Here is an 18,342-nt window from a genome sequence, read left to right as displayed (position 1 = left end):
CGCGCATGTTCGCCTACATCCTCAAGCGCATCCTGCTCATGCTGCCCACGCTGCTGGGGGTGCTCGTCATCACGTTCGCCGTGACGCAGTTCGTCCCCGGCGGCCCCGTGCAGCAGTACATGGCCGAAGCGCGGCGCGGCCCGGGCGGCGGGGAGGGTGGCGCGGTCTATCGCGGCGCGCAAGGCGTCGACCCGAAGAAGATCGAGGAGATCAAGAAGCTCTACGGTTTCGACCGCCCCGCGCCCGAGCGCTTCATGAAGATGCTCGGCGAGTTCGCGCGGTTCGACCTGGGCCGCAGTTTCTTCCAGAACAAGAGCGTGTGGGACCTGATCGTGGAAAAGCTGCCCGTCTCGGTGAGCCTGGGCCTCTGGACCTTCTTCATCAGCTACCTGATTGCCGTGCCGCTGGGCGTCGCGAAGGCGGTGCGCGCCGGCAGCCGCTTCGATTTCGTGACGAGCCTCATCGTGCTCGTGGGCTACGCCATCCCCGGTTTCGTGCTGGGGGTGCTCCTGCTCGTCGTCTTCGGCGGGCAGTTGCAGTGGTTCCCGCTGCGCGGACTCACCTCCGCGAACTGGGACGAACTGAGCTGGCCCGCGCGCATCGTGGACTACCTGTGGCACATCACGCTGCCCGTCTTCGCGATGGTGATCGGCAGCTTCGCCGTGACGACGATGCTCACGAAGAATTCGTTTCTGGAGGAGATCCGAAAGCAATACGTGCTCACGGCCCGCGCGAAGGGGCTGGAGGAGCGGCGCGTGCTCTGGAAGCACGTGTTCCGCAACGCGCTGATCCCGATCATCACGGGCTTTCCCGCGGCATTCATCGGGGCGTTCTTCACCGGCGCGCTTCTGATCGAGACGCTCTTTTCGCTCGACGGACTCGGGCTCCTCAGCTACGAAAGCGTGATCCGCCGCGACTATCCCGTCGTGATGGGCACGCTCTACTTCTTCACGCTGATCGGTCTTGTCACGCGCCTCGTCAGCGACCTCGCCTACGTCTGGGTGGACCCCCGTGTCAAGTTCGACTGAAGCGCTCCAGCCCGTGCCCGCGCACCTGAGTCCCGGGCGGCGCGCCTGGCGGCGCTTTCGCCGCAACCGCCTCGGCTTCTACAGCCTCGTGCTTTTCGCGGTGCTCTTTTTCCTGAGCCTCTTTGCGGAACTGATCTCCAACGACAAGCCCTATGTCGTGCACTACAACGGCGAGCTCTACTTTCCGATGCTGCACGACTATCCGGAGAAGACTTTCGGGGGCGACTTCGAGACGCCGACGGATTACCTGGACCCCTACGTCCGGCAAAAGATCACGCAGGGGTCCAACTGGGTCCTCTGGCCGCCCAACCCCTACGGCCCCGAGACGCTCAACTACTTCGCGAAGCTGCCCAATCCCGCGCCGCCCTCCGCGGACAACTGGCTGGGCACCGACGAGCGCGGGCGCGACCTGCTCGCGACGCTCATCTACGGATTTCGCATCAGCGTGCTGTTCGGGCTCGCGCTCACGGTGATCGGCGTGGTGGTCGGCGTGATCACGGGCGCGGTCCAGGGCTACTTCGCGGGCCGCACCGACCTCGCTTTCCAGCGCTTCATCGAGATCTGGGGCTCGATGCCCGAGCTCTACCTGCTCATCATCTTCAGCTCGATCTTCACGCCGAGCGTGCCGCTTCTGATCGCGCTCCTGAGCCTCTTCACCTGGATGGGCCTGTCGCAGTACATGCGAGCGGAGTTCCTGCGCAACCGCCAGATGGACTACGTGCGCAGCGCCCGGGCGCTCGGCGTGGGTAACGCCCGGATCATCTGGCGGCACATCCTGCCCAACAGCATGACGCCGGTCGTGACCTTCCTGCCGTTCGAGATGAGCGCGGCGATCCTCGCGCTCACGTCGCTCGATTTCCTGGGCCTGGGCGTGCCACCGGGCACGCCCTCGCTCGGCGAACTGCTGAACCAGGGCAAGGCGAACCTCGACGCGTGGTGGATTTCAGCGCTCACGTTCGCGGTGCTGGTTGTGACGCTGCTGCTCCTCACCTTCATGGGCGACGCCCTGCGCGACGCGCTCGATCCGAGAAAGGCCGACACGTGAACGGGAAACGCCTCCTCGACGTTCACGGCCTCACCGTCGCATTCGGCGCGAAGGAAGTGGTGCACGGTGTCGATTTCTCGATCGGCCCGAGCGAGAAGTTCGCGCTTGTGGGCGAATCCGGTTCGGGCAAGACGGTGACGGCGCTGAGTCTCCTGCGCCTCGTGCCGAACGCCACGATCTCGGGCAGCGCCCGATTCCAGGACGAGCGCGAAGTCGATCTGCTGCAACTGTCCGAACGCGAACTCCTCGGCGTGCGCGGACGCGACATCGCGATGATCTTCCAGGAGCCGATGACGGCGCTCAATCCCCTCTACACCGTCGGCAACCAGGTTGCCGAAGTGCTGGAACTGAAGCAGGCGCTCTCGAAGCGGCAAGCCTGGGACGCGGCGGTTGAAGCACTCGCCGCCACCGGCATTCCCGAGCCGCGCAGACGCGCCACGGCCTACCCGCATCAGCTCTCGGGCGGCCAGCGGCAGCGGGCGATGATCGCCATGGCGCTCGCGTGCCGTCCGAAGCTCCTTCTGGCCGATGAGCCGACCACCGCGCTCGACGTGACGCTGCGCCAGCAGATCCTCGAACTGCTCGCCGACCTGCAGCGCCAGACCGGGATGGCGATCCTTCTCATCACGCACGACCTGAACCTCGTGCGCAAGTTCGCCGACCGCGTGGCGGTGATGGAAGACGGGCATCTGGTGGAGCAGGGGCCCGTGGCGGATATCTTCGCGCACCCGGCGCATGACTACACCCGCAAGCTCATCGAAAGCCGGCCGGAGCGCGACGTGGTGGAAGGGTCCGCGGCAAGCGCGCCGACCGTGATGCAGGCCAAAGGTTTGCAGGTGACCTATCCGACGCCGCTGCCGGGCTTCAGGGGGTGGCTGCGCAAGGGCCGCTTCGTCGCGGTGAAGGACGCCGCCTTCGCGATCCGGCCCGCCCACACGCTCGGCGTCGTCGGGGAGTCGGGCTCGGGCAAGTCGACGCTCGCGATGGCGGCGCTCGGGCTCCTGCCGCACGAAGGCGAGCTCGACGTGGTCGAGCGCCGCTGGGGGCCGGACGCCGCGTCGAACAAGGCGATCCGGCGGCTGGTGCAAGTCGTGTTCCAGGACCCGTTCTCGTCGCTGTCGCCGCGCATGACGGTGGAAGAAATCGTGGGCGAGGGGCTTCTCGTGCACCATCCGGAACTTTCGCCGCAGGACCGGCAGCAGCGCGTCGTCATGGCGCTCGCGGAGGTCGGGCTCACCGAATCGCAGTTCCCCGGCCTCCTGCAGAGGTATCCGCACGAATTCTCCGGCGGCCAGCGTCAGCGCCTGGCGATCGCGCGGGCCCTCATCGTCGAGCCGTCGGTGCTGATCCTCGACGAGCCGACGAGCGCGCTCGACGTGACGATTCAAAAGCAGGTCTTGAAATTGCTGCAGAGGCTCCAACGTGAGAGAAGCCTCGCGTATCTGCTGATCACCCACGACGTCGACGTGATCCGGGCCATGGCGCACGACGTGCTGGTGATGAAGGACGGCGAGATCCTGGAGCGCGGCACGGTCGAGGAAGTGCTGGACGCGCCGAAGAACCCGTACACACGCACGCTGGTGGCGGCCGCGGCCTGATCTCTCGTTGCAAATCAACGTGTTGGCGGATACAATACCGTCTTCACGACCAAACGGGCGGATACCAACCGCCCGTTTTTTTTGCTCGGGTGGTTCAGTACGTCAGTGGCTTTGCACGACATCGTCGATCGCACCGTGACCGGCCTCGGTTACGAGCTGGTGGAGCTCGAACGCTCCGCCGGTGGCACGCTGCGCGTGACGATTGACTGGCCTTTCGATGGGTCGCAGCGCTTCGTGAACGTCGAAGATTGCGAACGCGTCACGCGCCAGCTGCAGTACACGCTCGAGGTCGAGGGCGTGGACTACAAGCGCCTGGAAGTGTCGTCCCCCGGCATCGATCGGCCGTTGCGTGGTGAAAGGGATTTCGAGCGTTTCGCGGGCGAGACGGTCGACATCACGCTGAAGGCGCCGATGGGCGCCGCGGCCAGCGGCGCGGTGGCCGCCAGCAGGAAGAAGTTTCGCGGCACGCTGGAGCGCGGCGAAAGCGGCGGCTGGCAGCTGGTGTGGAGCGACGAGCCCCCGCCCGTGCCCGGTCGCAGGCCGGCAAAAAAGAGGGCGGCGGAAAAAGGGGCGGCGGCACACCCGCTGCAGGTCTTGGGTTTCGCGCTGGACGAGCTGAAGGAAGCCCGCCTCGCGCCGATAGTGGATTTCAAGGGGCGCAAGCGTCCCGGGGTTCAGGAGCAAGGGAAATGAATCGCGAACTGTTGATGCTGTTGGATGCCATCTCGCGCGAGAAGAACGTCGAGCGCGACGTCGTGTTCGGCGCGGTCGAGGCAGCTCTGGCGCAGGCGACCAAGAAGCTCTACCAGGGCGAAGTCGACATCCGGGTCTCGGTCGACCGTGAAACCGGCGACTACGAAACCTTCCGCCGCTGGCTCGTGGTCCCCGACGAACAGGGGCTGCAGAACCCGGACGCCGAGGAACTCCTCATGGATGCCCGCGAACGCGTGGCCGACGTCGAGGAGGGCGAATACATCGAGGAGCAGGTCGAATCGCTTCCCATCGGGCGCATCGGCGCGATGGCGGCCAAGCAGGTGATCCTGCAGAAGATTCGCGACGCCGAGCGCGAGATGCTCCTGAACGATTTCATGTCGCGCGGCGACAAGATTTTCGTGGGCACCGTGAAGCGCATGGACAAGGGCGACATCATCGTCGAGTCGGGCCGCGTCGAAGGCCGGCTGCGCCGCGGCGAGATGATCCCGAAGGAGAACCTGCGCAACGGCGACCGCGTGCGGGCCATGATCATGGAAGTGGATCTGAACCTGCGCGGCGCGCCGATCATCCTGTCGCGCTCGGCGCCGGAGTTCATGATCGAGCTCTTCCGCCAGGAAGTGCCCGAGATCGAGCAGGGCCTGCTCGAGATCAAGAGCTGCGCCCGCGACCCCGGCTCGCGCGCCAAGATCGCCGTCATCTCGCACGACAAGCGCGTCGACCCGATCGGCACCTGCGTGGGCGTGCGCGGCTCGCGCGTGAATGCGGTCACCAACGAACTCGCCGGCGAGCGCGTGGACATCGTGCTGTGGTCCGAGGACCCGGCGCAGTTCGTGATCGGCGCGCTCGCGCCCGCGAACGTGTCCTCGATCGTCGTCGACGAGGAAAAGCACGCCATGGACGTCGTGGTCGACGAGGAGAACCTCGCGATCGCGATCGGCCGCGGCGGCCAGAACGTGCGGCTCGCCTCCGAGCTCACGGGCTGGAAGATCAACATCATGGATGCCAACGAGTCGGCCCAGAAGACCGCCGAGGAGCAGCAGAAGCTGCGCCAGCTCTTCATGGAAAAGCTGGACGTGGACGAGGAAATCGCCGACATCCTGATCGCCGAGGGCTTCACGAGCCTCGAGGAAGTGGCCTATGTGCCGCTGCAGGAAATGCTCGAGATCGAATCGTTCGACGAGGACACCGTGAGCGAACTGCGGGCCCGCGCGAAGGATGCGCTGCTCACGATGGAGATCGCGCGGGAAGAAAGCGTCGAGGAAGTCTCGCAGGACCTGCGCGATCTCGAAGGGCTCAACCCGCAGCTCATCGCACAGCTCGCCGAGGCGGGAGTGCACACCCGCGACGACCTCGCGGACCTCGCCGTGGACGAACTGACGGAAATCACCGGCCAGTCCGCCGAAGAAGGCAAGACCCTCATCATGAAGGCGCGCGAGCACTGGTTCTCCGGTGCCGCGGCGGCACACTCATGAACGGCAGGGAGGAACTGAGAACACATGTCTAGTACCACCGTTGCCGAGTTCGCGAACGAACTCAAGAAATCCACCGAGACGCTGCTCGAACAGCTGCGTCACGCCGGTGTCGCCAAGTCGGCGCCGACCGATTCGCTCACCGATGCCGACAAGCAAAAGCTCCTGGGCTACCTCCAGGCGAGCCACGGCACCGCCACGCCCGAGCGCAAGAAGATCACGCTGGTGAAGAAATCCACGAGCGAAATCAAGCAGGCCGACTCCTCGGGCAAGGCGCGAACGATTCAGGTGGAAGTGCGCAAGAAGCGCACCTTCGTGAAGCGAGACGAAGGCGCCGACACGGCCGTGGTCGAAGCGCCCGAGCCCCCCGCGCCTGCGCCGCCGCCGCCGCCCGCGGTGGACGAAGCCGAACTCGCCCGCCGCGAGGAAGAAGCGCGCCGCCAGGCCGAGCTCATCCGCCGCCAGGAAGAGGAACTCGCCGCCAAGCGCCGCGAGCGCGAAGCCGCGGAGCAACGCGAGCGCGAAGCCGAAGAGGCCCGGGCCGCTCAGGAACGCGCCGCCAAGGAGGCTCAGCAGGCCACGGCGCAAGCCGGCGTCACGTCGGCCAAGGCGGTCGCGGACGAAGCCGCGCAAGCCGTCGCCCGCGCGCAGGCCGAGGCACGCGAGAAGGCCGCGGCCGAATCCAAGGCGCGCGGCGAAGAAGAAGCTCAGCGCGCCAGCGAGCTGCAGGAGCGCCGCCGCAAGGCCGAAGCCGAAGCCGCCGCGATCCGATCGATGATGGCCGCGCCGAAGAAGGTGCTCGTTGCCAAGAAGCCGGAAGAAGCCAAGCCGGTCGCGAAAGCAACGGAGCCCGGCAAGCCCGGCGTGAAGGGCACGCTGCACAAGCCGCCGACGCAGGCGCGCACCGGCCAGGCGCCGGCTGCCGCGCCCGCGGCGCCCGGTGCGGGCGGCAACAAGGAAGTCAAGTCCGCCAAGCTCTCTTCGAGCTGGGCCAACGATCCTTCGAAGAAGAAGGAAATCAAGACCCGCGGCGATGCCTCGGGTGGCGTCGGCCGCAACAACTGGCGTGGCGGCCCGAGGGGCCGCAAGGACCACCGCGGCGACCGCGACGAGGCCCCGCAGGCCGCCGCGCAGGAAGCACGCGTGATCGAAGTGCACGTGCCCGAGACGATCACGGTCGCCGAGCTTGCGCACAAGATGGCCGTGAAGGCGTCCGAAGTGATCAAGACGCTCATGAAGATGGGACAGCTCGTCACCATCAACCAGTCGCTCGACCAGGACACCGCGATGATCCTCGTGGAGGAAATGGGGCACAAGGCGGTCACGGCCGAGCTCGACGACCCCGAGGCGTTCAGCGAGGAGGAATCGGGCCTGTACGAGGCCACGGCGCAGCCGCGTCCTCCGGTCGTGACCGTGATGGGTCACGTCGACCACGGGAAGACCTCGCTTCTGGACTACATCCGCCGCACCAAGGTCGCGGCGGGCGAAGCCGGCGGCATCACGCAGCATATCGGCGCCTACCACGTGAAGACCGATCGCGGCACGATCTCGTTCCTGGACACGCCGGGCCACGAGGCGTTCACCGCGATGCGGGCGCGCGGCGCGCAGGCGACCGACATCGTGATCCTGGTGGTGGCGGCCGACGACGGCGTCATGCCGCAGACGAGGGAAGCGATCAAGCACGCGAAGGCGGCGGGAGTTCCCATCGTCGTGGCGATGAACAAGATCGACAAGCCGGAGGCGAACCCGGACCGCGTGAAGACGGAGCTTGTGGCCGAGCAGGTCGTGCCGGAGGAATTCGGCGGCGATTCGCCCTTCGTGGCGGTTTCGGCGCGCACCGGTCAGGGCGTGGACGAACTGCTGGAGCAGGTGCTCCTGCAAGCCGAAGTGCTGGAGCTGAAGGCGCCGGTCGACGCGATGGCCAAGGGTCTCGTGATCGAAGCGCAGCTCGACAAGGGCCGCGGCCCGGTCGCGACCGTGCTGGTGCAGCAGGGGACGCTGAAGACGGGCGACGTCGTGCTCGCGGGCCAGACTTACGGCCGCGTGCGCGCGATGCTCGACGAGAACGGCAAGCCCGTGAAGGACGCCGGCCCGTCGATCCCGGTGGAGATCCAGGGCCTGTCGGAAGTGCCGCAGGCGGGCGACGAGTTCATGGTGCTCGCCGACGAGCGCCGCGCGCGCGAGATCGCGACGTATCGGGCGGGCAAGTACCGCACGACCAAGCTCGCGAAGCAGCAGGCCGCGAAGCTCGAGAACATGTTCGAGACGATGGCCGCGGGCGAAGTGAAGACGCTGCCGATCATCGTGAAGGCGGACGTGCAGGGCTCGCAGGAGGCGCTTTCGCAGTCGCTGCTGAAGCTCTCCACCGACGAGATCAAGGTGCAGCTCGTGTATGCGGCCGTGGGCGGCATTTCGGAATCGGACATCAACCTCGCGATCGCTTCGAAGGCGGTCGTGATCGGCTTCAACGTGCGAGCCGACAGCGGAGCCCGCAAGCTCGCCGAGCACAACGGCATCGACATCCGCTACTACAACATCATCTACGACGCCGTGGATGAGTTGAAGGCGGCGATGTCGGGCATGCTGGCGCCCGAGAAGAAGGAAGAAGTGATCGGTTCGGCCGAGATACGCCAGGTGTTCCGCGTGAGCAAGATCGGCGCGATCGCGGGCTGCATGGTCACCTCGGGGGTCGTGCGCCGCACGGCGAGGGTTCGCCTGCTGCGCAACAATGTCGTGCTCTTCACGGGCGAGCTCGAATCGCTCAAGCGCTTCAAGGACGACGTGCGCGAGGTGAAGGAAGGCTTCGAATGCGGCCTGAACATCCGCGGCTACAACGACATCGAGGTCGGCGACCAGCTCGAATTCTTCGAGATCAAGGAGATCGCGCGGTCGCTGTGACGCGCGGATGAGCCATGCAGAAGCGGGGAGCCAAGCCGAACAGGGCCTTTCAGATCGCGGACCAGATTCAGCGCGATCTGGCAGAGCTCATTCGCGACGTGAAGGACCCGCGGCTGGGCATGATCACCATCAACGCAGTGGAAGTCACGCCCGACTACGCGCATGCGAAGGTCTTCTTCAGCGTGCTGGTGGGTGACGCGCAGGAATGCGAAGAGGCGCTGAACCACGCGGCCGGCTTCCTGCGCAACGGCCTCTTCAAGCGTCTGCACATTCACACGGTGCCGACGCTGCACTTCCTGTTCGACCGCACCACCGAGCGTGCCGCCGACATGAACGCCTTGATCGCCAAGGCCGTCTCCTCGCGTTCCAAGGACGAGTAGCCGATGAACGCGCCACGCACCAGGGTGCAGCGGCGCCCTGTGCATGGGGTGCTTCTGCTGGACAAACCGAAGGGTCTTTCGAGCAACGACGCCTTGCAGAAGGCGAAGTGGCTGCTGCGGGCCGAAAAGGCGGGCCACACGGGCACGCTCGATCCGCTCGCCACGGGCGTGCTGCCGCTTTGCTTCGGCGCCGCGACGAAATTCAGCCAGCTGCATCTCGATGCGGACAAGGCTTACGAGGCCGTCGCGAAGCTGGGCGTGACGACGACCACGGGCGATGCGGAGGGCGAAATCGTCTCGACGCGCAGCGTGGCTGCGATCACGCCGAAGCAGTTGGCCGCGGTGCAGCAAGATTTCTCGGGCCGCATGCTTCAGGTGCCGCCGATGCACAGCGCGCTGAAGAAGAACGGGCGGGCCCTCTACGAATACGCGCGCGCGGGCATCGAAGTCGAACGCGAGGCGCGGCAGGTCGAGGTCTTCGAGCTGGACTTGCGCCTCGAAGGCACCGACGCGCTGAAGATCACCGCGCGCGTGAGCAAGGGCACGTACATCCGCACGCTTGCCGAAGACATCGGCGAGGCGCTCGGGTGCGGGGCGCACCTCACGTCGCTCAGGCGCGTGCAGACGGGGCCGTTCGGGGTGGCGCATTGCGTGACGCTCGACGAGCTCGCGGACCTGACGGAAGAAGGTCGCATCGCGTGCCTGCTGCCTGTGGAATCTCTGCTGGCCGATCACGAACGCGTCACGCTCGGCAGCGAAGATGCAGGCCGCTTCCTGAGCGGTCTCAGGCGTCGCGGCGCGTGGGACGATGCACCGAGAGTCGCTGTGTTCGGCCCCTCACCGCAACCCGACCCCTCGCTTCGCTCTTCCCAGACGGGGGAGAGACCCGAGCTCCCTCTCCCGCAAGCGGGAGATCTCCCTCTCCCGCTTGCGGGAGAGGGCTGGGGTGAGGGTTGCCTCCTAGGCACAGCACAAATCAAGAACCGCGAACTCATCCCCGGGCGGCTGCTCGCCCCCACCGAAATCAAGCAGATCCTGGAAACGACGACATGAGCAACAACAAGCAGATTCGCAACATCGCGATCATCGCCCACGTGGACCACGGCAAGACGACGCTGGTGGACCAGCTGCTGCGCCAAAGCGGCACCTTCCGCGAAAACGAGAAGGTGGCCGAACGCGTGATGGACAGCAACGACCTCGAGCGCGAGCGCGGCATCACGATCCTCGCGAAGAACTGCGCGGTGAGCTGGAAGGGCACGCACATCAACATCGTGGACACGCCCGGGCACGCCGACTTCGGCGGCGAGGTCGAACGGGCCTTGTCGATGGTCGACGGCGTGGTGCTGCTCATCGACGCCGTCGAAGGCCCGATGCCGCAGACGCGCTTCGTGACGAAGAAGGCGCTCGCGCTCGGTCTCAAGCCGATCGTGGTCGTGAACAAGGTGGACCGGCCCGGCTCGCGGCCCGACTACGTGATCAACGCCGCGTTCGACCTCTTCGACAAGCTGGGCGCGACGGAAGAGCAGCTCGACTTCCCGGTGGTGTACGCGTCCGGCCTGAACGGCTGGGCGTCGATGAAAGAGGGCGAAGCGGGCGGCACGTGGGGCACGGACCTCGCGCCGCTTTTCGAGACCATCCTGCAGCACGTGCCCGCGCACGAAGGCGAAGCCGATGCCCCGCTGCAACTGCAGATCTCCTCGCTCGACTATTCGACCTACGTCGGCCGCATCGGCGTGGGCCGCGTGAACCAGGGAACGATCCGCCCCGGCATGCAGGTCGCCGTCTTCAACGGCACCGTCGCCGAAGGCGGCGCGCCGCAGATGGCGAAGGTGAATCAGGTGCTGAAGTTCGAAGGCCTGGAGCGGGTGCAGGCGGAAGAAGCCGGCCCGGGCGACATCGTGCTCGTGAACGGCATCGAGCAGGTGGGCATCGGCGTGACGCTCACCGATCCGCTGCAACCCATGCCGCTTCCCATGCTGCGCGTGGACGAGCCGACGCTCACGATGAACTTTCAGGTCAACACCTCGCCGCTCGCGGGACGCGAAGGCAAGTTCGTCACGAGCCGCCAGCTGAAGGACCGGCTGGACAAGGAACTGCAAGCCAACGTCGCGCTGCGCGTGGCCGACACCGACGAGGACGGCGTGTACGAAGTCTCCGGGCGCGGCGAGCTGCACCTCACGATCCTGCTGGAAAACATGCGCCGCGAAGGCTACGAGCTCGCCGTGTCGAAGCCGCGCGTCGTGTTCAAGGACATCGAGGGCGAACGCAACGAGCCGATCGAATTGCTCACCGTCGACATCGAGGAAGACCATCAGGGCGGCGTGATGCAGGCCCTGGGCGAACGCAAGGGCGAACTCGTGAACATGGAGCCGGACGGCCGCGGGCGCGTGCGGCTCGAATACCGCATCCCGGCGCGGGGCCTGATCGGCTTTCAGAACGAATTCCTGAACCTCACGCGCGGCACGGGGCTCGCTTCGAACATCTTCGACGGCTACGAACCGTACAAGGGGGAAGTCGCGAGCCGCAAGAACGGCGTGCTGATCTCGATGGACGACGGCGAGATCGTGATGTATGCGCTCGGCAAGCTCGACGACCGCGGCCGCATGTTCGTGAAGCCGGGCGACCCCGTGTACGAAGGCATGATCGTCGGCATCCACAGCCGCGACAACGACCTCGTCGTGAACGCCGTGCGCACGAAGCAGCTCACCAACTTCCGCGTGTCGGGCAAGGAAGACGCGATCAAGATCGCGCCGCCGATCCAGCTCACGCTGGAGTACGCGGTGGAATTCATCGAGGACGACGAACTCGTGGAGATCACGCCCAAGTCGATCCGCCTGCGCAAGCGCTTCCTGAAGGAGCACGAGAGAAAGCGGGCGCTGCGGGAAGCAGCGTGAACGGCCGGTCCGCGCGCGGCGCGACGGCACCGTGATGCGCTTCATGCATCCCGCGCAGCTCACTCACGGCCGCGCGGTCCTCGGCATGGTGGCGGTCACCCTGATGTGGTCCATCGCAGGGGTCGTCACCCGGCACCTCGAATTCGCCCGCAGTTTCGAGATCACGTTCTGGCGCAGCTTCTTCACCATGCTGTCGCTCATCGCGCTGCTGCCGTTCTTCCAGGGCCGCGAGGTCTTCGCCAGCTTTCGCAAAGGCCCGGCCACGCTCTGGCTGTCGGGCGTGTGCTGGGCCGTGATGTTCACGGCCTTCATGGTCGCCCTCACACTCACGAGCGTGGCCAACGTGCTCGTGACGATGTCGATCGGGCCGCTTCTCACCGCCGTCCTCGCGCGCGTCTTTCTTCGCCACCGCATCGCCGCTCGGACCTGGGCGGCCATCGTCGTGGCGGGCGGCGGCATCGGCTACATGTACGTTTCGCAGATGGAAGCCGAGGGGCTCGCGGGAACGGGGGTGGCGCTTCTCGTGCCGTTCGCCGCCGCCGCCAACTGGACGATCACGCAGCGCTCGCATGCGCACGGCCGGGACGTCGACCTCGTGCCGGCGGTGCTCGTCGGCGCCGCGCTCTCGTCGCTCGTGACCTTGCCGCTTGCGATGCCGCTGCGGGCTTCCGCTCACGACATCGCGTTGCTCGCCCTGCTCGGCGCCGTGCAGCTTGCGATCCCCTGCGCGCTCGCGGTGATGTGCGCGCGCGTCCTGAAGGCGCCCGAACTCGCGCTTCTCGCGCTGCTGGAGGTGATCTTCGGGATCCTCTTCGCATGGCTGGGCGCGGGCGAGCAACCCAGCCGCGCGGTCCTCACGGGCGGCGTGCTCGTGATCGGTGCGCTGGTCGCCAACGAGTGGCTCGGCTCGCGCGCACGGCAGCGCCTTATCGCTTGAGCCCCGCCGCCGGCGGATCGATCTGGCGGTACGCAGCCTCGGCAAGCTCCATCAGCGCGCCGCGCGCGAGCTGGCCGCTCAGCGCGCAGCCGAAGCCGCCGTCGACCCAGTAGAAGTTGTTGACCGGCCCTTCCGAGAGGAAGCGGAATGCGGTCTCGCGGTTGCCGCCGCCGGCCTTGATGGCGCCCAGATAGAGCGTCACGCGCTGGCCGGTCGCGTTCTGGTACATGAACTGCGCGCGGGCCCCGTCCTCGCCGGGCAGGAGGCGCCCGCCCACGAGCTCGTAGCCCTGGTCCGTGAGCACCGGGACCTTCAGCGGCCGGCCAAGCCGCTTGGAGAGCCACTGCACGAGATGCTCCTGCTGCGCCGCTGTCACTTCCACCGGATGCCGCACTTCCGGCTGGTACACCGCGAACGCGACGGAGGCCTGCTGCGCGAAGTGGCGCGCGGCCGGCTCCAGCCGCGTGTACGCCCCGGGGCCTCGCCAGTCACGCCATTCATCGCCGGCGGTCCAGCCGAGGCCGAACACGAGCACGAGCGATGCCGCCAAGCCGCCGTAGCGCCACCATGCGGTGACGCGCTCGTGCGTGCGGGCGAGCCGGTCGGCGGCGGCCACCAGCGAAGCGGGAACGGGCTGCTCCACCACGCTCGCATGGAGGTCGCGCAATTCGGCGCGCTGCTGCTGCCAGGCCCTCGCCGTCGCGGCGGCCTCGGGATCGTGCGCGAGCCGCTCGCGAAGGGCCGCGGCCGCTGCGGGGGAGAGCCTGCCGTCGACCATCGCATGGATTTCGCTTTCGGCGATCGCACGGCTGCTCGATCGCGTGTCGGTCGTTCGCGTTTGCATCATTGGCCTTCCGTCACTTCATCCGCCTCAGCACGGGTGCCGTGCCGGAGGCGGTCTTCGGCGGCGCCGCGTCACCGCCTTCCATCAATTCACGCAGGCGGCTGCGCGCGCGCGAGAGCCGCGACATCACCGTGCCCACCGGAATCCCGAGCACCTTCGCGGCTTCCTGGTAGCTCATGTCCTCCACGCCCACGAGCAACAGCACCGCGCGCTGGTCCGCGGGCAGGCGCTGCAGGCACCGGCCGATGTCGATCGGCGCATCGTTGGAGGCGGGCGCGTGAAGGTCGCTTTCCACCTCGTCGATGCTGATCGAGGCGAGCGCGACCTTCTGGCTGCGGCGCTGGTTCAGGTAGAGGTTGTGCATGAGCGTGAAGAGCCATGCGCGCAGATTCGTTCCCGCGGTCCACAGGTTCCACTTCACGCAGGCGCGCTCGAGCGTGTCCTGCACGAGGTCGTCGGCGGCCCAGGCATCGCCGGTGAGCGCGCGCGCATAGCGGCGCAGCCCCGGGAGTTGCTGCACGAGAAGCGTTCGATCCATCAGCGGCCCATCGGATGAGGTTGATGCGGGGCGGCGGCCCGCAAAGGCGTCCACGCGGCGGGGACCGCCCCCGCGAACCGGCTATCGACATCCGTCATCAGCTCGCGCGCGCGCGATTCACCATACATCAGCGACAGCGCGTTCATCAAGTCGCCCCGCATGTCCCAGAGCATGCGCGGCTGCAGGCAGTAGCGGATGCGCTGCGCAAGCCGCGAGTAGCGGGCCGCGCCTTCCTCGGCCAGCGCGGCGAGCATCGCAGCGCGGATGCCCTGCGCGCGCTCGACGCTCGTCGGCGAGGAGGCCGGGGCCACTTCGACGAAGAAACCCGTGAGGGTGCTGATGCCGGACCTGAACCAGTCCATGTCGGTCTCCCGGGGGCGGCGCTTCGCGCCCCTCTGACCGCATGAACACGGGCCGCAACGCGTTTATTCCGCCGCGGCGAGCACGCTTAGCGGTGGCGTTCCTTCATGGCGCGCTCGACTTCGCGCTTGCCTTCGCGTTCCTTGATGGTGTCGCGCTTGTCGTGCGAGGCCTTCCCCTTGGCCAGGGCGATCTCGCATTTCACGCGGCCGCTTTTCCAGTGGAGGTTCAGCGGCACGAGCGTGTAGCCCTTCTGTTCCACCTTGCCGATGAGGCGCCGGATCTCGGCCTTGTGCATCAGGAGCTTCTTCGTGCGCGCCGCGTCGGGGTGCACGTGCGTGGAGGCGGTCTTCAGCGGGCTGATCTGCAGGCCGATCACGAAGAGTTCGCCCTCGCGGATCACGACGTAGCCGTCGGTGAGCTGGGCCTTGCCTTCGCGCAGTGCCTTCACCTCCCAGCCTTCGAGGACAATGCCCGCTTCGAACCGTTCCTCGACGAAATAGTTGAAGGCGGCTTTCTTGTTCTCGGCGATGCGGGAGGTGTCGTCTTTCTTTTGCGCCATGAGCTGACAGATGCGGGCGGCCTCGGCTCTCTACAATGCCTGCCGCCGGGCCCGCAATTGTCCATGAAAACCGTCCACAAGTCCGTGCTCATCTGGTACAGCGCCGAGGAGATGTTCGCTCTCGTCGTGGACTGTCCGCGCTACCCCGAATTCCTGCCGTGGTGCGATCGCGCTTCGGTGCTCGCCATCGAGCCGGACGGGATGAAGGCCGAAATCGGCATCGCCTTCGGCGGCATCCACCAGTCCTTCACGACGCGCAACACGCACATTCCGCCGCGGCAGGTGCACATCCGGCTCATCGATGGCCCGTTTTCGGACCTCGACGGGACGTGGCGCTTCACGCCCATCGGCAGTCCCACGCAGCGCGCGTGCAAGGTGGAGCTGGAGATGCACTATGCGTTCAGGAACTCCGCGCTCGCTGCCGTGGTGGGCCCCGTCTTCGACAAGATCGCGGGCAGCCTCGTCGATGCGTTCGTGAAGCGGGCCCAGCAGATCTATGGCGACTGAGCACGGGCGAGACGACGCGGTGCGCGTGACCGTCGTCTATTCTCCGGCGCCGCGCGAAGTCCGCGAGTGGGCGGTGGTGCTGCCGCCGGGCGCGACGGTGCGCCAGGCCGTGATGGCGAGCGGCCTGCCGCGGCTTCTCACCGGGGAGCAGCTCGCGCAGTGCGTCGCGGGCGTGTGGGCGCGAAAGGCCTCGTGGGAGCAGCCGCTGCGCGATCGCGACCGGGTGGAGGTCTATCGCGAGTTGCGCGTGGACCCGAAGGTGGCCAGACGCGAGCGGTTTCGCGGGCAGGGCGCGCGCGCGGCGGGGCTTTTCGCCAGGCGGCGTCCGGGGGCGAAACCGGGGTATTGAACGGAGAGCAGGGAGCAGGGCGCGGCCGAGGCCCGCCTATTGCGTCGCCGTCGGCGCGGAGCAGTCGCGCGCGATCACGGCTTCGAGGTGCTTCACTTCCTCGGCGCGCTGCGCGTCGTCCATCACTTCGCGCTCGCCCTTGTCGTTGGTGCGCGCGACCCGCACGCCGCTGTCGTACGTGGCCTTCGCCCGCTTGGCGCGGGCGCAGTTGTCGGCGCGGATCGCCTGCCGTTCTTCTTCCTGCTGCTTTTTCCTGGCGGCCGCCTGTGCCTCGGCCTGCTTCTTCCTGTCTTCGAGTTCCTTTTCCTTGCCGGTGAGCTTCGGTGCGGACTGCGACGCCGCGTTGGCGACCGGTGTGGGGGCGGCAGCCGGCGCCGCGGCGGCGGGCGGCTGCGACAGGCTCGAAGCGCTCTTGCCGGGCTGCCTCAGGATGTTCGAGGCGGGGATGTCCACGGGCGGCGGCTGGTCGCTGAACACCTTGTGGCCCGACTTGTCGATCCACTGCCACTGCGCCGTCGCCACGGCCGGCAGGACGCACGCGGCAGCCGCGAAGAGAAGGCAGAGGCGTTTCATGCGGCGCAGTGTAGCTCGCAAGGCAGCGGGCGGCCCTAGAGCAAAGCCCTGTATCGGCGGGAATCCTTCACGAGCGGCGCGCACGACCCGCCGAGCGGTGAGGCAAAAGGTACGCGGGTACAATCCTTTTTTTGGAGCGATCTCAAATGCGCCTTCTCGGTAAAGCGCTCACCTTCGACGATGTGTTGCTGGTGCCGGCGTTCTCCCAGGTCCTGCCCAAGGACACCTCGCTTTCCACCCAGCTCTCCCGCAACATCCGCCTGAACCTGCCGCTCGTCTCCGCGGCCATGGACACCGTGACCGAGGCCGGTCTCGCGATCGCGATCGCCCAGGAAGGCGGCATCGGCTTCGTGCACAAGAACCTCACCGCGAAGCAGCAGGCGGCCGAGGTGGCGCGCGTGAAGCGCTACGAATCCGGCGTCCTGCGCGACCCGGTGGTCATCACGCCCGAGCACACGGTGCGCGAAGTGACCGCGCTGTCGGAGCAGCTCGGCATCTCCGGCTTCCCGGTGATCGACGCGGGCAAGGTGGCAGGCATCGTCACCGGGCGCGACCTGCGGTTCGAGACGCGCTACGACGTGCCCGTGAGCCGCATCATGACCCCGCGCGAGAAGCTCGTGACCGTGCGCGAAGGCGCGAGCCTCGACGAAGCGAAGGCGCTTCTGAACAAGTACAAGCTCGAACGGGTGCTGGTCGTGAACGACGCCTTCGAGCTGAAGGGCCTCATCACCGTCAAGGACATCACGAAGCAGACGAGCTTTCCGAACGCGGCGCGCGACGCGTCGGGGCGGCTGCGCGTGGGCGCGGCGGTCGGCGTGGGCGAGGGCACCGAGGAACGCGTCGAAGCGCTGGTGAAGGCCGGCGTCGACGTCCTCGTGGTGGACACGGCCCACGGCCACAGCAAGGGCGTGATCGAACGCGTGCGCTGGGTGAAGCAGAACTACCCGCAGATCGACGTGATCGGCGGCAACATCGCCACAGGCGACGCGGCACGCGCGCTGGTCGAAGCGGGCGCGGATGCGGTGAAGGTGGGCATCGGGCCGGGCTCCATCTGCACGACGCGCATCGTGGCGGGCGTGGGCGTGCCGCAGATCACCGCGATCGACAACGTCGCGACGGCGCTGCAGGGCAGCGGCGTGCCCCTCATCGCCGACGGCGGCGTGCGATTTTCGGGCGACATCGCCAAGGCGATCGCGGCGGGCGCGCACAGCGTGATGATGGGCAGCATGTTCGCGGGCACCGAGGAGGCGCCGGGCGAGATCGTGCTCTACCAGGGCCGCAGCTACAAGAGCTATCGCGGCATGGGCTCGATCGGCGCGATGCAGCAAGGAAGCGCCGACCGCTACTTCCAGGAGGCGACGAGCTCCAACCCGAATGCCGACAAGCTCGTTCCCGAAGGCATCGAGGGACGCGTGCCGTACAAAGGGTCGCTCGTGGCCATCGTCTATCAGCTCGCGGGCGGCGTGCGCGCGGCGATGGGGTATTGCGGCTGCGCTTCCATCGAGGAGCTGCGCGGCAGCGCCCAATTCGTCGAGATCACGGCCGCGGGCATGCGCGAAAGCCACGTGCACGACGTGCAGATCACGAAGGAAGCGCCGAACTACCGGGCGGAGTGATTCTATTCTGGCCAGACTTGCAGAGTCTGG

At 67.2% G+C, this 18,342-nt stretch carries 18 protein-coding genes; 13 read left to right on the top strand and 5 right to left on the bottom strand.

All coding sequences use genetic code 11. The annotated features are described in order from the left end of the window. Positions 1-5 precede the first annotated feature (5 nt). The 10 genes from VHA82_RS14230 (at position 6) to VHA82_RS14185 (ending at position 12,963) form a co-directional block, all read left to right on the top strand. Positions 6-1,028, top strand: coding sequence for a microcin C ABC transporter permease YejB (locus VHA82_RS14230; RefSeq protein WP_325544765.1), 1,023 nt, complete (start codon positions 6-8; stop codon positions 1,026-1,028). Beyond that, complete coding sequence (locus VHA82_RS14225; RefSeq protein WP_325544762.1) at positions 1,012-2,073, top strand: ABC transporter permease; 1,062 nt, start codon at positions 1,012-1,014, stop codon at positions 2,071-2,073. Before VHA82_RS14230 ends, VHA82_RS14225 begins: the two co-directional genes overlap by 17 nt. Further along, positions 2,070-3,671, top strand: a complete 1,602-nt coding sequence (locus tag VHA82_RS14220) for a dipeptide ABC transporter ATP-binding protein (RefSeq protein ID WP_325544760.1) — start codon at positions 2,070-2,072, stop codon at positions 3,669-3,671. Before VHA82_RS14225 ends, VHA82_RS14220 begins: the two co-directional genes overlap by 4 nt. Positions 3,672-3,776: 105 nt before the next feature. Beyond that, positions 3,777-4,364 (top strand): ribosome maturation factor RimP, encoded by a 588-nt coding sequence (gene rimP, locus VHA82_RS14215; RefSeq protein ID WP_325544758.1) that lies wholly within the window; start codon positions 3,777-3,779, stop codon positions 4,362-4,364. After that, complete coding sequence (gene nusA / locus VHA82_RS14210; protein WP_325544756.1) at positions 4,361-5,857, top strand: transcription termination factor NusA; 1,497 nt, start codon at positions 4,361-4,363, stop codon at positions 5,855-5,857. The genes rimP and nusA overlap by 4 nt, the downstream gene beginning before the upstream one ends. A gap of 24 nt (positions 5,858-5,881) precedes the next feature. Further along, on the top strand, positions 5,882-8,752 hold the full coding sequence (gene infB / locus VHA82_RS14205) for a translation initiation factor IF-2 (protein ID WP_325544753.1): 2,871 nt from the start codon (positions 5,882-5,884) through the stop codon (positions 8,750-8,752). 14 nt (positions 8,753-8,766) lie between these two features. After that, positions 8,767-9,132, top strand: coding sequence for a 30S ribosome-binding factor RbfA (gene rbfA / locus VHA82_RS14200; protein WP_325544751.1), 366 nt, complete (start codon positions 8,767-8,769; stop codon positions 9,130-9,132). A gap of 3 nt (positions 9,133-9,135) precedes the next feature. After that, positions 9,136-10,185, top strand: a complete 1,050-nt coding sequence (gene truB, locus VHA82_RS14195) for a tRNA pseudouridine(55) synthase TruB (RefSeq protein ID WP_325544749.1) — start codon at positions 9,136-9,138, stop codon at positions 10,183-10,185. After that, positions 10,182-12,026 carry a translational GTPase TypA gene (gene typA, locus VHA82_RS14190; protein WP_325544746.1) on the top strand — a complete coding sequence of 615 codons (1,845 nt, stop codon included), beginning with the start codon at positions 10,182-10,184 and terminating at the stop codon, positions 12,024-12,026. Before truB ends, typA begins: the two co-directional genes overlap by 4 nt. 34 nt (positions 12,027-12,060) lie before the next feature. Beyond that, a complete protein-coding gene (locus VHA82_RS14185) occupies positions 12,061-12,963 on the top strand; it encodes a DMT family transporter (protein WP_325544744.1) in 903 nt (300 codons plus the stop codon). On the opposite strand, the gene VHA82_RS14180 is transcribed toward VHA82_RS14185, so the two are convergent. From VHA82_RS14180 to smpB, 4 genes are all read right to left on the bottom strand, one after another. Further along, a complete protein-coding gene (locus tag VHA82_RS14180; RefSeq protein WP_325544742.1) occupies positions 12,953-13,807 on the bottom strand; it encodes an anti-sigma factor in 855 nt (284 codons plus the stop codon). The two genes, VHA82_RS14185 and VHA82_RS14180, sit on opposite strands and share 11 nt — an antisense overlap. 13 nt (positions 13,808-13,820) lie before the next feature. Beyond that, positions 13,821-14,345 carry a sigma-70 family RNA polymerase sigma factor gene (locus tag VHA82_RS14175; protein WP_325544740.1) on the bottom strand — a complete coding sequence of 175 codons (525 nt, stop codon included), beginning with the start codon at positions 14,343-14,345 and terminating at the stop codon, positions 13,821-13,823. Beyond that, positions 14,345-14,707 carry a hypothetical protein gene (locus tag VHA82_RS14170; RefSeq protein ID WP_325544738.1) on the bottom strand — a complete coding sequence of 121 codons (363 nt, stop codon included), beginning with the start codon at positions 14,705-14,707 and terminating at the stop codon, positions 14,345-14,347. Before VHA82_RS14170 ends, VHA82_RS14175 begins: the two co-directional genes overlap by 1 nt. 86 nt (positions 14,708-14,793) lie before the next feature. After that, on the bottom strand, positions 14,794-15,267 hold the full coding sequence (smpB, locus tag VHA82_RS14165) for an SsrA-binding protein SmpB (RefSeq protein WP_325544736.1): 474 nt from the start codon (positions 15,265-15,267) through the stop codon (positions 14,794-14,796). A 63-nt stretch (positions 15,268-15,330) separates the two neighbouring features. Here smpB and VHA82_RS14160 point away from each other — a divergent pair, with 63 nt between their 5' ends. Next, the gene (locus VHA82_RS14160) at positions 15,331-15,774 is read left to right on the top strand and encodes a type II toxin-antitoxin system RatA family toxin (RefSeq protein WP_325544734.1); all 444 of its coding nucleotides are present in this window, start codon (positions 15,331-15,333) and stop codon (positions 15,772-15,774) included. Then, positions 15,764-16,123, top strand: a complete 360-nt coding sequence (locus tag VHA82_RS14155; protein WP_325544732.1) for an RnfH family protein — start codon at positions 15,764-15,766, stop codon at positions 16,121-16,123. The genes VHA82_RS14160 and VHA82_RS14155 overlap by 11 nt, the downstream gene beginning before the upstream one ends. 36 nt (positions 16,124-16,159) lie before the next feature. Here the strand turns inward: VHA82_RS14155 and VHA82_RS14150 are convergent, their stop codons facing one another. Next, positions 16,160-16,696, bottom strand: a complete 537-nt coding sequence (locus VHA82_RS14150; protein ID WP_325544730.1) for a DUF4124 domain-containing protein — start codon at positions 16,694-16,696, stop codon at positions 16,160-16,162. A 146-nt stretch (positions 16,697-16,842) separates the two neighbouring features. Here VHA82_RS14150 and guaB point away from each other — a divergent pair, with 146 nt between their 5' ends. Next, a complete protein-coding gene (gene guaB / locus VHA82_RS14145; RefSeq protein WP_325544728.1) occupies positions 16,843-18,312 on the top strand; it encodes an IMP dehydrogenase in 1,470 nt (489 codons plus the stop codon). Positions 18,313-18,342 lie beyond the last annotated feature (30 nt).

Origin of the sequence: Ramlibacter sp. (assembly GCF_035548915.1) — a bacterium.
Classification (GTDB): domain Bacteria; phylum Pseudomonadota; class Gammaproteobacteria; order Burkholderiales; family Burkholderiaceae_C; genus Ramlibacter.
The sequence above is the reverse complement of the archived record's forward strand: the minus strand, read 5'-3'. Positions and strand labels throughout refer to the sequence as shown.

Bases quoted from the DNA above. Each gene is read 5' to 3' on its own strand.
- VHA82_RS14230 (WP_325544765.1), top strand. From the start codon at position 6: ATGTTCGCCTACATCCTCAAGCGCATCCTGCTCATGCTGCCCACGCTG.
- VHA82_RS14175 (WP_325544740.1), bottom strand. From the start codon at position 14,345: ATGGATCGAACGCTTCTCGTGCAGCAACTCCCGGGGCTGCGCCGCTAT.
- VHA82_RS14150 (WP_325544730.1), bottom strand. From the start codon at position 16,696: ATGAAACGCCTCTGCCTTCTCTTCGCGGCTGCCGCGTGCGTCCTGCCG.
- infB (WP_325544753.1), top strand. From the start codon at position 5,882: ATGTCTAGTACCACCGTTGCCGAGTTCGCGAACGAACTCAAGAAATCC.
- guaB (WP_325544728.1), top strand. From the start codon at position 16,843: ATGCGCCTTCTCGGTAAAGCGCTCACCTTCGACGATGTGTTGCTGGTG.
- VHA82_RS14155 (WP_325544732.1), top strand. From the start codon at position 15,764: ATGGCGACTGAGCACGGGCGAGACGACGCGGTGCGCGTGACCGTCGTC.
- smpB (WP_325544736.1), bottom strand. From the start codon at position 15,267: ATGGCGCAAAAGAAAGACGACACCTCCCGCATCGCCGAGAACAAGAAA.
- VHA82_RS14170 (WP_325544738.1), bottom strand. From the start codon at position 14,707: ATGGACTGGTTCAGGTCCGGCATCAGCACCCTCACGGGTTTCTTCGTC.
- VHA82_RS14160 (WP_325544734.1), top strand. From the start codon at position 15,331: ATGAAAACCGTCCACAAGTCCGTGCTCATCTGGTACAGCGCCGAGGAG.
- typA (WP_325544746.1), top strand. From the start codon at position 10,182: ATGAGCAACAACAAGCAGATTCGCAACATCGCGATCATCGCCCACGTG.
- VHA82_RS14185 (WP_325544744.1), top strand. From the start codon at position 12,061: ATGCGCTTCATGCATCCCGCGCAGCTCACTCACGGCCGCGCGGTCCTC.
- truB (WP_325544749.1), top strand. From the start codon at position 9,136: ATGAACGCGCCACGCACCAGGGTGCAGCGGCGCCCTGTGCATGGGGTG.
- nusA (WP_325544756.1), top strand. From the start codon at position 4,361: ATGAATCGCGAACTGTTGATGCTGTTGGATGCCATCTCGCGCGAGAAG.
- rbfA (WP_325544751.1), top strand. From the start codon at position 8,767: ATGCAGAAGCGGGGAGCCAAGCCGAACAGGGCCTTTCAGATCGCGGAC.
- VHA82_RS14180 (WP_325544742.1), bottom strand. From the start codon at position 13,807: ATGCAAACGCGAACGACCGACACGCGATCGAGCAGCCGTGCGATCGCC.